Origin of the sequence: Flavobacterium cheonhonense (assembly GCF_035671315.1) — a bacterium.
Lineage (GTDB): Bacteria > Bacteroidota > Bacteroidia > Flavobacteriales > Flavobacteriaceae > Flavobacterium > Flavobacterium cheonhonense.
Genome location: NZ_JAXAVY010000001.1, coordinates 276,163 through 292,740, shown reverse-complemented (window position 1 = coordinate 292,740; position 16,578 = coordinate 276,163). Strand labels below are relative to the sequence as shown.

The window sequence follows — 16,578 nt, the reverse complement described above, 5'->3', positions numbered from 1 at the left end:
TTATCCTTTTAAATTCTTTAAATTATCAATATCAATCGACCCTAAGTTGCGGAATACCGAAACTAAGATGGCCAAACCAACCGCTACTTCTGCAGCAGCAACCGCCATCGAGAAGAATACAAATACTTGCCCTTCGGCATCTTGGTGGTACGTTGAAAAAGCTACAAACAATAAGTTCACCGCATTCAACATGATTTCAATCGACATGAAAACAATGATGGCATTTCGGCGGTACAACACTCCGAAAACTCCGATACAAAAAAGCAGTACCGAAAGGAAGATGTAGTTTTCTATTCCTATTTGATTTAAAATATTGTTCATTATTTTTTCTCCGTTTTTTCTTTTTTAGACAATAAAACCACACCAATCATGGCGGCCAACAATAAGATGGAAGCAAATTCGAATGGCACCATGTATTCGTTCAATAATATTTTTCCAAGGGTTTTAATCGATTGGAAATCTTCGCCTGAAGTATCGTATTCGCCCATGATGGTTTTCGAATTGATAAAGATGGTTACCAAAACGATACTCATTAGGATAAAAACAACGATAGCACCCAATCGGGTAATACGAGGTTTGTGGACTTCATTTTCCTTATTCAAATTCATCAACATGATGGTAAACAGGAAGAGTACCATAATTGCACCCGAGTACACTATAATGTGAACAATCGCCAAGAACTGCGCGTTGAATAATAAATAATGTCCGGCAATAGAGAAGAAACAAAGTACCAAGTAAATAGCACTGTGAATAGGGTTTTTACTGTAAATGGTTAAAAACGCCGTGGCCAACGTAATGGCTGCTAAAAAGTAGAAGGTAATTAAAATAGGCGACATTAGTTAGCGTTTTTAAGTTGAGTATTTTTGATAGCCATTTCTAAAGGCATCACCAATTTGTCTTTGCCGAAAATAAAATCTTCACGGTCGTATTGCGCCGGTACCAATTCTTTAGAGATGGTTAAGTAAATAGCGTCTTTCGGACAAGCTTCTTCACACAAGCCGCAGAAAATACAACGCAACATGTTGATTTCATAGATTTCGGCGTATTTCTCTTCGCGGTACAAATGCTCTTCACCTTTTTTGCGCTCGGCGGCCTTCATAGTGATGGCTTCGGCCGGACAAGATAAAGCACACAATCCGCAAGCGGTACAGTTTTCACGACCTTGCTCATCGCGTTTCAACATGTGACGACCACGGTACACCGGACTAAAAGTTCTCACTTGCTCCGGGTAATGAATCGTAGCTTTTTTTCTGAAGAAGTGTTTAATAGTAATGAGTAAGCCCTTTACAATGGCTACCAAATAAAGTCGCTCCAAGAACGTCATTTCCTTATTGGAAACTTGCTTCTTTTTTCCGGAAAGCGATATGCTTTGTATTGCTGTTGACATAGTTTCTTATTTAAAAGCTAAAATGCAAATTCCTGTTATTACGATGTTCACGATAGAAAGCGGAATCAAAATCTTCCAACCCAAGTTCATTAATTGATCATATCTGAAACGCGGGATGGTCCAGCGTACCCACATATAGAAGAAGATGAAGAAACAGATTTTGATGAATAAAACTCCAATTCCTAGTAAGTTTGCGGTATTCACACCAACGTTGTCAATCATCCATTGCATGCCCGGATAGTTGTAACCACCGAAATACAAGATGGCTAAAATAGCCGATGAGATAAACATATTAGCGTACTCGGCAAACAAATAGAATCCCATTTTCATGGAAGAATATTCGGTGTGGTAACCACCAATCAACTCCGATTCACATTCCGCTAAGTCGAAAGGCGTACGGTTGGTTTCCGCAAAAGCACAGATTAAGAAGATTAAGAATCCTACCGGTTGGTAGAATACATTCCAGTTCATGCCCGCTTGTTGTTCAGAGATTTCTTTTAAGCTCAAGGTTCCGGTCATCATTAATAAAGCAATCATGGATAATCCCATGGCTACTTCATAAGAAACCATTTGCGAAGCCGCACGAACCGCTCCCATTAACGAGAACTTGTTGTTAGAAGCCCAACCACCAATCATAATACCGTAAACCCCAACAGAAACCACTCCGAAGATGTACAATAAAGCCACATCCACATCGGTTGCTTGTAATTGAACTGTTCTGCCGAAGATTTCCAATTGGTCACCCCACGGAATAACAGCACTGGTCATTAAGGCTGTACTCATGGCAATGGCCGGTCCAACAAAGAATAAAAACTTGTTAGGTGTATTCGGTTCAAATTCTTCTTTAGCAAATAATTTCATACCGTCGGCCAAAGGCTGTAATAAACCACCCCAACCCGCGCGGTTTGGTCCAACACGGTCTTGTAAAAAGGCGGCTACTTTACGCTCTGCCCAAGTGGAATACATCGCCATAATCATGGTAATGGCGAATACGGTTACGATAACCACACTTTTTTCTATGATGAAAGCACTATCCATTATTTCTTAGTGTTTATTGGGTTACCATCTATTTTTTCGTTGTAATCGATGTCGGCCATACTGATTTTTTTACGGTCTTCTTCGCGACCCATCAAGATGCCTTTTTCGGTTTCAATCACCACTTTATCGGTAGTGTTGTATTTTTTGTTTTGGTTGATTACCGAATCTTTCTCAAATTGACGCGGTCCTTCAATTACCCAATCAGAAACCTCTTTTTTGTCGAAACGACAAGTATTACAGATGAAATCTTCTACTTCGTGGAATTCGTCTTTACGAGCGGTTACCCTTTGGATTTCGTTACCGAACATCCATAAAGTGGTTTTTCCGCAACAACCCGGCGTAGTACATTCTCTGTGAGCGTTGAAAGGTTTGTTGAACCAAACTCTCGATTTGAATCGGAAAGTCTTGTCGGTCAAAGCTCCCACCGGACAAACATCAATCATATTGCCGGAGAATTCATTGTCGATGGCTGCGGATACACAAGTCGAAATTTGAGAGTGATCACCACGATTTAAAACGCCGTGAACACGTTTGTCGGTCAATTGATCCGCCACTTCCACACAACGTTGGCAAACGATGCAACGGTTCATGTGTAGTTGAATTTTATCTCCAATATCTTCCGGTTCAAATGTTCTTTTTTCTTCCACAAAACGTTGTTGCAGTTTTCCGTGTTCGAAACTTAGGTTTTGCAAATCACATTCGCCTGCCTGGTCACAAACCGGACAATCGAGCGGGTGATTGATCAAAAGGAATTCGGTTACGGCTTTGCGCGCTTCTTTTACGCGGTCTGACGATTTACTCGCTACTTCCATACCGTCTTGACAACCCGTTACACAAGAGGCAACAAGTTTCGGCATCGGGCGCGGATCGGCTTCGCTACCTTTAGTAACGTCAACCAAGCAACAACGACATTTACCGCCGGTTCCTTTTAATTTAGAATAATAGCACATGGCCGGCGGAACAGATTCTCCACCAATCATACGAGCAGCTTGCAGGATGGTTGTTCCCGGTGCTACTTCAATTTCTTGACCGTCTATGGTTACTTTCATACCAATATATCACTCCTACGGAGTTTTTTATTAATTGTTTTCAGGTTTTAAGTTTATGCCTTGTGGCATCAAACTTTATTTTAAACTTCTTGTTTGCCCACCAAGTGTCTTACCTTTTCAAAAGGCTCATGTACAAAGTGGTCTCTGTTTTTTACTTTTTCAGGGAAACGAATATGGTATTCAAATTCATCTCTAAAGTGACGAATGGCTGCTGCCACCGGCCATGACGCCGCATCACCTAAAGGACAAATGGTGTTGCCTTCAATTTTAGATTGGATGCTCCACAACAATTCGATATCTTCTTCACGTCCTTGTCCGTTTTCAATTCTCCACAATACTTTTTCCAACCAACCGGTTCCTTCGCGACATGGTGTACATTGTCCGCAACTTTCATGGTGGTAAAAACGAGAGAAATTCCAAGTATTGCGAACGATACAAGCGCGGTCATCATATACTATAAATCCTCCTGAACCTAACATGGAACCCGTAGCGAAACCACCATCGGATAAACTTTCATAAGTCATCAAACGGTCTTCGCCTGCAGCAGTTTTGTAGATTAAATTGGCAGGTAAAATCGGCACCGAAGAACCTCCCGGCACTAATGCTTTTAAAGGTCGGTCGGTTTGCATACCGCCACAATATTCGTCGGAATTCATGAATTCGTAAACGGATAACCCTAATTCGATTTCGTAAACCCCTTGGTTTTTGATGTTTCCGGAAGCCGAAATTAATTTGGTTCCGGTAGAACGTCCGATTCCGATAGCAGCATAATCCGCACCCGAATTGTTTACAATCCATGGCACTGCAGAAATGGTTTCAACGTTATTCACTACGGTTGGATTTTGCCACAAACCTTGTACAGCAGGGAATGGTGGTTTCAAACGAGGATTACCTCGGTTTCCTTCCAAACTTTCAATCAAAGCCGTTTCTTCACCACAGATGTAAGCACCGCCTCCGATTTGAACGTACAGGTCTAAGTCGTAACCCGAACCTAATATATTTTTACCCAACCAACCGGCAGCTTTGGCCTCGGCTATGGCTCTTTCTAAAATTTTGTACACCCACATGTATTCGCCGCGGATGTAGATGTAAGACAAATTAGCACCTAAGGCATAACTTGATACAATCATGCCTTCTATTAACAAGTGCGGAATGTATTCCATCAGGAAACGGTCTTTGAAGGTGCCCGGTTCCGATTCGTCGGCATTGCATACCAAATGTCTTGGCTTGCCTGATTTCTTATCGATGAAACTCCATTTCATTCCGGCAGGGAAACCCGCACCACCACGACCGCGCAATCCGGAAGTTTTCACTTCTTCCACTACGTCATCGGGCGTCATTTTTTTCAAGGCTTTTTCTACTGAAGCATAACCGCCTTCACGACGATATACTTCATAGGTTTTAATCCCCGGAACATTGATTTTGTCTAATAATATTTTTCTTCCCATGATATTATTTATCGTGTAAAGTGATTTTTCCGTCTTTGCAATCTTGAATCAATTGATCCACTTTTTCTTGGGTCAAATGCTCTTGGTAGAAGTCGCCCAATTGCATCATTGGCGCGTAACCGCAAGCCCCTAAACATTCTACGCCGCGCACTTCAAACAAGCCGTCGGCGGTAGGTTCGCCCACTTTCACCCCTAATTTAGAGCAAGTATAATCCATTAAATCTTCTACACCGTTTTGGCAACAAGGAGCCGTTTGACAAAACTCAAACATATACTTTCCTATAGGTCTTTGGTTGAACATGGTGTAAAAGGTAACCACTTCGTATACTTCTATAGGTAATATCTCTAAAATCTCGGCAACCTTGTTTTGCAACTCGATACTCAACCAATTGTCGTGGGCATCTTGTACTTCATGCAAAACCGGTAACAAAGCAGATTTCTTTTTATCGGCAGGATAATGACTGATGAGTTCATTGATGCGAGCCATCAACGGTTCAGTAATATTAATCTCTTGTTTGATATGTGATCTTTCCATTTTTAATGTTAGATATTAAATTTTAGATATTAGATATTTCCAATCTGCTTTCTAAAATCTGGATTCTGCAATCTTATTTCTTTAGGCGTCTAATTCGCCGGCAATTACATTTAAACTTGATAAAATAACGATAGCATCCGATAGCATGCCGCCTTTAATCATTTCAGTATAAGCTTGGTAATAGATATAACAAGGTCTTCTGAATTTAAGGCGGTATGGAGTTCGGCTACCGTCGGAAATTAAATAGAAACCTAATTCACCGTTTCCGCCTTCTACAGCGTGGTAAATTTCATCTACCGGAACCGGTACTTCACCCATCACAATTTTAAAGTGATAGATTAAGCTTTCCATATTAGTATATACGTCTTCTTTTGGAGGCAAGTAATAATCCGGAACGTCGGCATGAATTGGTCCTTCCGGCAATTTGGCTAACGCTTGTTTGATGATGCTTAAACTTTCCCAAACTTCGGCATTACGAACGCAAAAACGGTCGTAAGTATCACCCGATTTTCCAACCGGAATATCGAATTCAAAATCGTCATAAGAAGAATACGGTGCGGCTTTACGAACATCGTAGTCAATTCCGGCTGCACGTAAATTGGGACCGGTTAATCCGTATTGCATTGCTTTTTCAGCGGAAATCGGACCTACGTTAACGGTTCTATCGATGAAAATTCTGTTTCTTTCGAATAGGTTTTCGAATTCTTTCCAAGCTACCGGGAACTCTTCTAAAAAAGTATTTAATTTTTTGAAGGCTTCGTCAGACCATTCTCTTTCGAAACCGCCAATTCTTCCCATGTTGGTAGTTAAACGAGCGCCACAAATTTCTTCGTAGATTTCGTATACTTTTTCTCTGAATTGGAATACGTATAAAAATCCGGTATAAGCTCCGGTATCAACTCCCAAAATCGAATTGCAAATCAAGTGGTCTGTGATTCTGGCCAATTCCATCACGATAACTCTTAAATACTGTGCGCGTTTCGGTACTTCAATATTTAATAATTTCTCCACAGTCATCCACCAAGCCATATTGTTGATTGGCGAAGAACAATAGTTCATACGGTCGGTCAATACGTTGATTTGGTAGAAGGGACGGTTTTCGGCAATTTTTTCAAAAGCCCTGTGGATGTAACCCACGGTTGGTTCGGCATCTAGAATTCTTTCACCATCCATCAATAAGATGTTTTGGAAAATACCGTGTGTAGCCGGGTGTGTTGGTCCAAGGTTTAGTATAGAGAGTTCGCTTCCGTCTTCGTTGCGAGTCTGTTCGATAATTTTAGCATAACGATGCTCCGGTGATAGTAATAAATCGGACATTGGAAATGTGTATTGATTTAACAATTAGCTGGTGTTCTTCCGAAGAAGCGGTCGTCTTTGTCGGTTCTTCCGCTGTCTTCCATCGGGAACTCTTTTCGCATCGGGTGAGAAACCATCTCTTCCATATTCAATATGCGTTTCAACTGTGGATGACCTTTAAAATTGATTCCGAAGAAATCCCAGGCTTCTCTTTCCATCCAGTTGGCACACAAAAACAAGTCGGTTACCGTTGCTACTTCTGCCGGATCCGGCAAAAATGTTTTCACGCGGATGCGAACGTTTTCAATCCAATTGTGCATTTGGTATACTACAGCGAATTGGTGTTCGGCATCGTTGTCCGGGAAGTGGATTCCGGTTAAATCGGTTAAAAAGTGAAAGTTTAAATCTTCTTGTTCTTTCAAAAAGCGAATCACTTCGTGTATGGTGTTTGGCGTAGCTTCGAAAGTGAAAATATCGCGTTTCATTTCAAAATTCAGTACATTGTTACCGAAAGCTTGCGCCAATTTGTCTTGTATGTAAGCCGTTTCTAAAGCCATGTTATAGGTTATAAGAAGCTAATAATTCTTTGTATTCCGGTGAATTTCTTCGGCGAACCGATTCGTTTTTCACCAATTCTTGCAATTGCATAACGCCATCTACAATTTGCTCCGGTCTTGGGGGACAACCCGGCACGTAAACGTCAACCGGAATTACTTTGTCAATGCCTTGCAATACAGAGTAAGTATCGAAAACACCGCCTGATGAAGCACAAGCGCCAACAGCAATTACCCATCTTGGTTCCGACATTTGCTCGTAAACTTGGCGTAAAATAGGTGCCATTTTTTTAGAGATAGTGCCCATTACCATTAACATATCGGCTTGACGTGGAGAGAAACTTACTCTTTCCGAACCAAAGCGCGCCAAATCGTAATGAGAAGCCATCGTAGCCATGAATTCAATTCCGCAACATGAAGTAGCGAACGGTAATGGCCAAAGCGAGTTGGCTCTGGCTAAACCTACAACATCATTCAGCTTAGTAGCAAAGAATCCTTCACCAACTACTCCTTCCGGTGGAGCAACCATATTTGTTTTATTTTCCATTTCAGATATAAGATATTAAATATCAAATATTATTTTTAACAGACATTGATCCAAGATTTCAAAACATTTCAAATATTTGAAATCTAAAATTTAATAGTAATTATTCCCACTCCAATGCTTTCTTCTTGATGATGTAGAAGAAACCTACCAGTAAAAGCGACATGAAGATGACCATTTTGATCATGCCTTCCATGCCTAAATCTTTGAAATTGATGGCCCAAGGGTATAAGAAAATCACCTCTACATCAAAAAGAACGAAGAGGATAGCCACCAAGAAATATTTTACAGAGAACGGAATCCTGGCGTTACCTACAGATTCGATACCACATTCGAAGTTTTTGTCTTTGCTTTTGGAGTGTCTTTTCGGTCCTAAAAAACTGGAGCCGATAATGGTTAACACCACGAATCCTACGGCTAAACCTGCTTGCATCAGGATTGGTAAATAATCTAATTGATTAGACTGCATAAGGCTAAAATTTAGGTGTATTTAAAATAGCCACAAATATACGTTGCAATATTGAATTCGCAAAAATGAATGGCTAAACGTTTGTTATTTATTCCTTTAAAAATGTTTATTTAAACTGATTTTAAATAAGGACGTAAAAGACCAAAAAAAAGCGCTCCGAATTTCGGAGCGCTAAACCTAGGTAATCAAAAAATAATATATATTAGTCTTCGATAGCTACTACTTGAGCGGCTACTTTACCTTTTCTTCCTTCTTCTTCTTCGTAAGATACTTTGTCACCTTCGCTCAAACCTTCTGATTTGATTCCGGTAGCATGTACGAAAATGTCTTTTCCTGATTCGTCATCAGTAATAAAACCGTAACCTTTTGATTCGTTAAAGAATTTTACTTTACCTGTGCGCATTTTGTAATAAAAAAAAATTAATAATGCTCAAAGATATACTTATTTGCAACATAGCCAACAAATTGTCTTAAAAAAAATAAAAAAACAACAATAAATTAAAATTTTAATTGAATGATTTTCAATGAAATATTTGAAACATTCTAAAAATGCAAATAAAAACGCCATCATTTATAAACTTTTAAATGATGGCGCTCTGTTAAAATGAGAATATGATATTTATTCCGATAGATTCAATTTGATGTGTAATTCTTGTAATTGAGCTTCGTCAATTGATGATGGTGCATCAATCATCACATCGCGTCCGGAATTGTTTTTAGGGAAAGCGATAAAGTCGCGGATGGTTTCTTGTCCGCCCAAAATAGCCACCAATCGATCTAAACCAAAAGCCAATCCACCGTGTGGCGGGGCGCCAAATTGGAACGCATTCATCAGGAATCCGAATTGGGCTTCGGCTTGTTCCGGTGTAAATCCTAACAAGCTGAACATTCTGCTTTGTAATGCTTTATCGTGTATACGAATTGAACCACCACCAATTTCATTTCCGTTCAACACCATATCGTAAGCGTTGGCACGTACTTTACCCGGTTCGGTTTCAATAAGGCTCATGTCTTCCGGCTTAGGTGAAGTAAACGGATGGTGCATAGCGTGGTAACGACCGCTTTCTTCGTCCCATTCCAACAAAGGAAAATCCACTACCCAAAGTGGAGCAAATTCGTCCGGTTTGCGCAAGCCTAAACGAGTGGCTACTTCCATACGCAAAGCAGAAAGTTGGGTTCTGGTTTTATGCGCGTTACCGGATAATACCAAGATAAGGTCACCGGCTTTGGCGTTGGTGGCTTCGGCCCATTTTTTCAAATCGCTTTGGTCGTAAAATTTATCTACCGAAGATTTGAACGTTCCGTCTTCTTCACATTTTACATACACCATTCCTGAAGCACCTACTTGCGGACGTTTTATCCAATCAATCAAGGCGTCAATTTCTTTGCGCGTGTAGGAAGCACAGCCTGGTGCTGCAATTCCAACGACCAATTCGGCTGAATTAAACACACCGAAATCTTTGTGTTGGGCCACAGCGTTTAACTCTCCGAATTTCATTTCAAAACGAATATCCGGTTTGTCATTACCGTAAGTTTTCATGGCGTAATCGTAGGTCATTCGAGGGAATTGGGCTACGTCAACACCTTTTAATTCTTTTAATAAATGACGGGTTAAGCCTTCAAAAACGTTTAAAATATCTTCTTGCTCAACAAAAGCCATTTCACAATCGATTTGGGTAAATTCCGGCTGTCTGTCGGCTCTTAAATCTTCATCACGGAAACATTTCACAATTTGGAAATATTTGTCCATGCCACCAACCATCAATAATTGTTTGAAAGTTTGAGGCGATTGAGGTAAGGCGTAAAATTGGCCTTCGTTCATTCGGCTTGGCACCACGAAATCGCGTGCGCCTTCCGGAGTTGATTTGATGAGATATGGTGTTTCTACTTCACAAAAATCTAAGTCGGATAAATACTTGCGTACTTCCATCGCAACTTTATGACGGAACAATAAGGAGTTTTTTACCGGATTTCTTCGGATGTCCAAATAGCGGTATTTCATGCGAATGTCTTCGCCACCGTCGGTTTCGTCTTCTATGGTAAAAGGAGGAAGTAAAGCTTCATTTAAGATGTTTAATTCGGATACCAATATCTCAATATCACCGGTAGCCATATTTGGGTTTTTGGACTCGCGTTCAATCACGGTACCTTTCACCTGAATGACAAATTCTCTACCCAAAGATTTGGCTTTGTCGAAAACAGCTTTGTCCGTTCTCTGCTCATCGAAAATGAGTTGGGTAATACCGTAACGATCGCGCAAATCCACCCAAATCATGAATCCTTTGTCACGAGATTTTTGTACCCAACCGGCCAGGGTAACTTCTTTATTGATATCAGCGCTGTTGAGCGCACCGCAGTTATGACTTCTATACATCTAAATAGCTGTTTTTTTGTTCCTAAAATTTGACCTTTGGGTCACGGTTGCAAAAGTAAAAAACTAAAATCAATTACAGAGTCTAAAATGGACTCGAAATTTTTGGCAGTAAATTCAGCAATAGATTTTAAAAAAGCTATATTTGATTCTTCTAAAATTAAAATCAATTACTATGAAAAATTGGATTTCAGCAGCTTTGTTGTTTTTTGTTTCGATGACTGTTTTCGCACAGGAAACCTTGACGATTCAAGTTGATATTACCAACCGTAAAGGCGATGTGGTTTATTTGCGTGAAGGCAGAAAAAACATCCAGGAAATTAAGGCCGATGACAAAGGGGTATTCAAATCAACTTTTGCCATCAAAGAAGGCATGTATACTTTTTTTGACGGAAACGAATATGCGCAGTTGTTTTTAAAACCGGGATACGATTTAAAAATGACTTTAGATGCTACTAAGTTTGACGCAACTTTGCAGTTTTCGGGCACCGGTGCTAAAGAAAATAATTTCTTGGCCGCACAAACTTTGATAGATCAAAAAATCGATTTTGACAGCCTATTGGCTCTGGATGAAACCAATTTCAACAAAGCCATTGAAGAGAAAAGAAATGCTGATACCGCTCGGTTAGAAAAAGCGGCTCTAGAAGCCAATTTTGCGACCTTATTTAAGAATAGCCTGGAAGCCAATTTGAACGGATTAAAGCAATACCATACTCAAATTATGGCCAACAAAAAGCTTAACAATACAGCGGCCCCCAATTTTGTATATGAAAATCACAAAGGCGGCACTACGTCTTTGGAAAGCTTAAAAGGAAAATATGTTTATGTAGACGTTTGGGCGACTTGGTGTGGACCGTGTAGAGCAGAGATTCCGTTTTTGAAAGAGTTGGAAAAAAGTTACCACGGGAAAAACATCGAGTTTGTGAGCATTTCTGTAGATGTGGATAAAGACCATGAAAAATGGAAAACCTTTGTAACCGAAAAGGAATTGGGTGGTACCCAATTGTTTGCTGATAAAAACTGGAATTCTGATTTTATCAAAGCTTTCGGGATTGAATCAATTCCGCGTTTTATCTTGATTGATCCCAAAGGAGTAGTTATTGATGCCGATGCAGCGCGTCCGTCAAATCCTAAATTAAAAACTCAATTGGATGGTTTGGTGAAATAATTACCTCATTATCTGATCGATATAGAGCCTCGTTTTTTGCGGGGCTTTTTTGCGAGCCAATGTTAAATTTTCTCCAATGTTACCAAATTGTTAAGCAAAAGTTTGTTTAATGTAAAATAATATCTATATTTGTTTCTGTAATGTAAACAATTAAAACCTACGATTATGAAAAAGATATTGATTTTGGGAGCGTTTTTACTGGTTGGAGTTGGTTTTGCCCAAACCACTAAGCCGGTTTTAGAACAAGAAGGAAATTTGGTTAAGGCTACTTATTATTACGATAATGGTAAAGTACAACAACAAGGATATTTTAAAGACGGTAAACTAACTGGTCAGTGGATTGCGTTTGATGAGCAAGGCAATAAAAAATCTATTGGAGAGTATGTAAACGGTGCCAAATCCGGAAAATGGTTTTTCTGGAATGATAAAGCTTTGAGCGAAGTAGATTATTCAGATAGTCGTGTAGCTGCGGTTAAGTCTTGGGCGCAACAAGCGATAGTGAACAAATAAATTGCTTTTACGGCAATCAAAAAAAGGACTTCAATTGAAGTCCTTTTTTTATTGTCCTTTGTATAATTTATCGTGTCGGATTAATTCCTTGAAAGAATTGATGGATTGGTTCATGGTTTCTAAATACGACTCGCCTTTCTTTTGTTCGGTCCATAACATGATTTGGTAATATTCTTTTTTGCCTTCTACTAAAGCATAGCGATAAAAAATATCATAGCCTTCAACATTTCCGGTGACAGAAAATATTTTAGCTTTTCTGCCATTGATTTCAGTGTTTTTTTCATTAAAGATTTTGATGTTCTTGATGGCATTTTTCAAATTCAGTTGGATGGCTTTATAATAACCTTCTAAATCCGGAGTCATATCTACGTCATTGGTAGTGACTGCTGTATCGAAAGTTTCTTTGGGTTCGTCCATTACAATCACATAAAACTCCTTAAAGGCATTTTGATATTGTAACGAGGCATCATCATTAAGATTGTCTACCTTTTCAAAACTATCCGGGATATCAAGCGAATATTTATCGGCTATGGTAATCGTTTTAAATTCTTCTTTAACATCGCAGGAAATGACTACTAAAGCCATTAGGAAGAGTATTTTTTTCATCAGATAAATTTTGCGCAATATAAAAAAAGGAACCCAAATCGGGTTCCTTTTTCATTTTAAAAATCTGAAATTAAGCTTCTAAAGCTTTACGCGCCAATCTACGATCGCGCAACCAATATTTGGTTCGTTTTACTAAGAAGAACATTACCGGTACCATTACTAAGGTTAGGATAGTAGCATAAGTCAATCCGAAGATGATGGTCCAAGCCAATGGTCCCCAGAAAATTACATTGTCTCCACCCATATATAAGTGCGGGTTCAAATCGGTTACCAAGCCAAAGAAGTCAAAGTTCAATCCGATAGCCAACGGAATCAACCCTAATACTGCCGTTAAAGCGGTTAACAGTACCGGACGTAAACGCGATTTTCCACTTTCGATAATCACTTCTTTAATTTCGTCTAAGTTCAAATCGTCATGCGATTCCACTTCTTTCTCACGCACTTTTTGGTCTAAAAGCAAGACGAAGAAGTCCATTAATACGATACCGTTCTTCACCACAATTCCCGCCAATGAGATGATTCCCATCATGGTCATCAGGATTACAAAATCCATATTGGCAATCACGTAGCCGTAGAATACACCACTGAAACTGAGCAATACGGTGAACAAAATCACTATGGTTTTCGAAACCGAGTTGAACTGTAATACAATGATAATGGTGATTCCGGCCATGGCCAAGAACAAGGCATACATCAAGAAGCTTTGGTTTTTACCTTGCTCTTCCTGAACTCCCGAGAACGAGTAGGTGATGCCTTTCGGCAAATTGTACCCTTTCAATTCGGTAGCGATTTGCTTGGTGATTTCGTCTCCGTTGTATCCGGTCAATACGTTAGAATACACCGTCATGATGCGTTTGTATCCTTTGCGTTTGATTTGGTTATAAGTATATGTTTTCTCTGTTTTGGAAACCGCAGAAATCGGCACTTGCATCATCTGACCGTTGTTTTGATTTCTAAAGGTCAGCGATTGGTTGAACAAGATGTTTTCATTTTTGCGTTGGTCTTCCTGCATACGCACTACGATGTTGTAGTCGTCATCGCCTTCTTTGTAAGTCGATATCTCTTGTCCGTAAACCGAACGACGCAAATTGAATCCTAATTGACCTGTAGAAACTCCGGTACTTCCGGCGTTAACACGGTCGACAATCACTTCTAATTCCGGACTTTGTTTGTTTACATCCACACTCAATTTCTCGATACCCGGAATGTTTTTACTATTGATAAAGGCCATCATTTTGTCGGCTTCCACTAACATCTGGTCGTAATTAGAACCGGTTAATTGGATACTGATCGGATAACCTGCCGGCGGACCATTAGAGTCTTTTTCAACGGTTACTATAGCTCCGGCGATGCCTTTTACTTTGCTTCTAATTTCTTCTAAAACATCAGAAGTATTTACGCCGCGACGGAATTTAAACTCCGAGAAGTTTACCGTTACTTTTCCTTTGAAAGGAGTTTCCGAAGCGGAACCGGCATCTACATTCGGATTTCCGGCACCAACACCCACTTGTGAAACGATACTTTCGGCCAAGTAGTTTTCGTTAGGATTTTTTTCGTCTATGTATTTACTTAAGATGTTGATTACTTGTTTTTCTACAAACAAGGTCGCCTTGTTGGTTTTTTCAATATCGGTTCCTTGCGGATATTCAATATATACGATAGCTTGATTCGGGATATTATCCGGGAAGAACAATACCTTTCTCGGGAAAATACCTAATAGTATAAACGACAAGAATAACATCGCAATGATACCACCAAGGGCATACCAAGCATTTCTTCCGGTTAGTATTTTGGCTAAGAAAGCTTTGTATTTTTCTTCCATTCTCGGGAAGAAATCGTGTTGGAAGTCTTGTGTCCATTGGTACAGTTTCCATTTGTACAACCACATTAAGCCTAAAGCGATTATGGCTAAATGTCCGATACCACGACCTAATTTAGAATCGTATACATTCCCAAGAATCACAAATAGGATTCCTATTGCTCCGAAGATGATAGAGTACGTTTTTGCCGAACGATTGGTTACATTTCTATCTTCAATATCCATAGAACCACCGGTCATGGCAGCGTTTACAATCATCGCTACAAATAACGAAGCGCCCAAAGTAACCGAAAGCGTTAACGGGAAGTAAATCATAAATTTACCCATAGTGCCCGGCCATAAGGCGAATGGTAAAAACGCCATTAAGGTTGTAGCGGTTGAGGAGATTACCGGCCAGGCGATTTCCCCGATACCGATTTTCGAGGCTTGTACACGCGGCATGCCTTTCTTCATATTGGCAAATACGTTGTCTACAACCACAATACCGTCGTCAACCAACATTCCCAATCCCATAACCAAACCAAACAACACCATAGTGTTCAAGGTCATACCAAATGCTGATAAAATGGTGAAAGCCATCAACATGGATAACGGAATAGCAGCACCAACAAACAACGAGTTGCGCAATCCCATAGTAAACATCAATACAATCATTACCAATACAATTCCGAAAATAATATGGTTGGAAAGCTCGTCAACTTGGTGTTCAACGCGCGATGATTGATCGTTGGTCAAGTCGATTTTCAAATCTTTCGGCAAGTAATTTTCTTGTGCTAATTTGATTCGTTCTTTGACTTGCTCAATAGCCGAAATCATGTTTTGACCCGAACGTTTCTTTACGTTCAACATTACCACTTCTTTTCCTTTTTCACGGGCGTAAGTGGTTTTTTCTTTTTCTTTAAAACTTACTTTGGCGATGTCTTTTAAGTATACTGAACCGCCGTATGATTTTACGATTACATTTTCCAGTTCTTTCGGATCTTTAATTTCTCCTACGATTCGGATATTATTACGCGAACCTTGAGAAATTAAGTTTCCGCCCGAAAGCGTCATGTTTTCGTATTTCACTGCATTTTGGATGTCGTCGAAAGAGACTTGAGCAGCGGTCATTTTGAAGATATCAACCGCAATTTCCACTTCTTTGTCGTCAACCCCTAAGATGTCCACTTTTTTCACCTCGGCAATTTCTTCAATATCGTCTTGAAGCAATTCGCCGTATTTTTTAAGTTGTTGCGTGGTGTAGTTTCCTTTTAAGTTGATGTTCAAAATTGGCACTTCTTCCGAAATATTCAACTCAAAAACACTCGGTTCTACTTTACTGCCGTTGTCTAAGTTCGGCCAATCGGTATCGGCTTTTACAATATCAACCTTGTCTTTGATTTTGGTTTTGGCTTCTTCAATGCCCACTTTATCACCAAATTCCACTATAATCATTCCGTAATCTTGGAAAGAGCTGGCGGTGATTTTTTCAATTCCACTGATGTTTTTGAATTCTTTTTCCAGTGGCTTAACGATGAGCTTTTCAACGTCTTCTGCCGAGTTACCCGGGAAAACAGAAGAAACATATATTTTATTTTCGATGATTTCAGGGAAATCTTCACGAGGCATAGTTACATAGGCAATCAAACCGGTAACCACAATCAGCAAGGTGAAAATGTACACCGTTACTCTGTTGTCTATCGCCCAACTCGAAATTCCGAATTCTTTATTTTGATGTGACATATAGTTTAGTTATAAGTTATGAGTTATAAGTTATAAGTTAAAGATTGAGAACAACCCAGAAC

General features: G+C 39.7%; 17 protein-coding genes. 2 read left to right on the top strand and 15 right to left on the bottom strand.

Going from position 1 to position 16,578, the window contains the following annotated elements; translation table 11 throughout:
- The 13 genes from nuoK to aspS all read right to left on the bottom strand — a co-directional run bounded on the left by nuoK (position 1) and on the right by aspS (position 10,694).
- On the bottom strand, positions 1-321 hold the full coding sequence (gene nuoK / locus SK086_RS01255; RefSeq protein ID WP_324689186.1) for an NADH-quinone oxidoreductase subunit NuoK: 321 nt from the start codon (positions 319-321) through the stop codon (positions 1-3).
- Positions 321-836 (bottom strand): NADH-quinone oxidoreductase subunit J family protein, encoded by a 516-nt coding sequence (locus tag SK086_RS01250; RefSeq protein ID WP_324689184.1) that lies wholly within the window; start codon positions 834-836, stop codon positions 321-323. The genes nuoK and SK086_RS01250 overlap by 1 nt, the downstream gene beginning before the upstream one ends.
- Positions 836-1,387: a NuoI/complex I 23 kDa subunit family protein gene (locus SK086_RS01245; RefSeq protein ID WP_290876938.1), complete on the bottom strand. Its 552-nt coding sequence runs from the start codon at positions 1,385-1,387 to the stop codon at positions 836-838. The genes SK086_RS01250 and SK086_RS01245 overlap by 1 nt, the downstream gene beginning before the upstream one ends.
- Positions 1,388-1,393: 6 nt before the next feature.
- Entirely contained in the window at positions 1,394-2,425 is a 1,032-nt protein-coding gene (nuoH, locus tag SK086_RS01240; protein ID WP_290876941.1) for an NADH-quinone oxidoreductase subunit NuoH, read from the bottom strand.
- Positions 2,425-3,474, bottom strand: coding sequence for a 2Fe-2S iron-sulfur cluster-binding protein (locus SK086_RS01235; protein ID WP_290876944.1), 1,050 nt, complete (start codon positions 3,472-3,474; stop codon positions 2,425-2,427). The genes nuoH and SK086_RS01235 overlap by 1 nt, the downstream gene beginning before the upstream one ends.
- An 80-nt stretch (positions 3,475-3,554) precedes the next feature.
- Positions 3,555-4,922, bottom strand: coding sequence for an NADH-quinone oxidoreductase subunit NuoF (gene nuoF / locus SK086_RS01230; RefSeq protein ID WP_295337221.1), 1,368 nt, complete (start codon positions 4,920-4,922; stop codon positions 3,555-3,557).
- Positions 4,923-4,926: 4 nt separating this feature from the next.
- Positions 4,927-5,457 (bottom strand): complex I 24 kDa subunit family protein, encoded by a 531-nt coding sequence (locus SK086_RS01225; protein ID WP_290876950.1) that lies wholly within the window; start codon positions 5,455-5,457, stop codon positions 4,927-4,929.
- An 81-nt stretch (positions 5,458-5,538) separates the two neighbouring features.
- The gene (gene nuoD / locus SK086_RS01220; protein ID WP_290876953.1) at positions 5,539-6,774 is read right to left on the bottom strand and encodes an NADH dehydrogenase (quinone) subunit D; all 1,236 of its coding nucleotides are present in this window, start codon (positions 6,772-6,774) and stop codon (positions 5,539-5,541) included.
- Positions 6,775-6,791: 17 nt separating this feature from the next.
- On the bottom strand, positions 6,792-7,310 hold the full coding sequence (locus SK086_RS01215; protein WP_324689176.1) for an NADH-quinone oxidoreductase subunit C: 519 nt from the start codon (positions 7,308-7,310) through the stop codon (positions 6,792-6,794).
- Position 7,311: 1 nt separating this feature from the next.
- The gene (locus SK086_RS01210; RefSeq protein WP_324689174.1) at positions 7,312-7,854 is read right to left on the bottom strand and encodes an NADH-quinone oxidoreductase subunit B; all 543 of its coding nucleotides are present in this window, start codon (positions 7,852-7,854) and stop codon (positions 7,312-7,314) included.
- A 100-nt stretch (positions 7,855-7,954) separates the two neighbouring features.
- On the bottom strand, positions 7,955-8,320 hold the full coding sequence (locus SK086_RS01205) for an NADH-quinone oxidoreductase subunit A (protein ID WP_290877206.1): 366 nt from the start codon (positions 8,318-8,320) through the stop codon (positions 7,955-7,957).
- Positions 8,321-8,522: 202 nt separating this feature from the next.
- A complete protein-coding gene (locus SK086_RS01200; RefSeq protein WP_290877209.1) occupies positions 8,523-8,723 on the bottom strand; it encodes a cold-shock protein in 201 nt (66 codons plus the stop codon).
- Positions 8,724-8,939: 216 nt separating this feature from the next.
- The gene (aspS, locus tag SK086_RS01195) at positions 8,940-10,694 is read right to left on the bottom strand and encodes an aspartate--tRNA ligase (protein ID WP_324689169.1); all 1,755 of its coding nucleotides are present in this window, start codon (positions 10,692-10,694) and stop codon (positions 8,940-8,942) included.
- 172 nt (positions 10,695-10,866) lie between these two features.
- Between aspS and SK086_RS01190 the strand changes: the two genes are divergently transcribed.
- Together SK086_RS01190 and SK086_RS01185 are read left to right on the top strand one after the other, a co-directional pair.
- Complete coding sequence (locus tag SK086_RS01190; RefSeq protein WP_324689167.1) at positions 10,867-11,859, top strand: TlpA family protein disulfide reductase; 993 nt, start codon at positions 10,867-10,869, stop codon at positions 11,857-11,859.
- A 165-nt stretch (positions 11,860-12,024) separates the two neighbouring features.
- The gene (locus SK086_RS01185; protein ID WP_324689165.1) at positions 12,025-12,369 is read left to right on the top strand and encodes a toxin-antitoxin system YwqK family antitoxin; all 345 of its coding nucleotides are present in this window, start codon (positions 12,025-12,027) and stop codon (positions 12,367-12,369) included.
- Between the two features lie 48 nt (positions 12,370-12,417).
- On the opposite strand, the gene SK086_RS01180 is transcribed toward SK086_RS01185, so the two are convergent.
- Together SK086_RS01180 and SK086_RS01175 are read right to left on the bottom strand one after the other, a co-directional pair.
- On the bottom strand, positions 12,418-12,975 hold the full coding sequence (locus tag SK086_RS01180; protein WP_324689163.1) for a response regulator: 558 nt from the start codon (positions 12,973-12,975) through the stop codon (positions 12,418-12,420).
- Between the two features lie 70 nt (positions 12,976-13,045).
- Positions 13,046-16,516 carry an efflux RND transporter permease subunit gene (locus tag SK086_RS01175; RefSeq protein WP_324689161.1) on the bottom strand — a complete coding sequence of 1,157 codons (3,471 nt, stop codon included), beginning with the start codon at positions 16,514-16,516 and terminating at the stop codon, positions 13,046-13,048.
- Positions 16,517-16,578 lie beyond the last annotated feature (62 nt).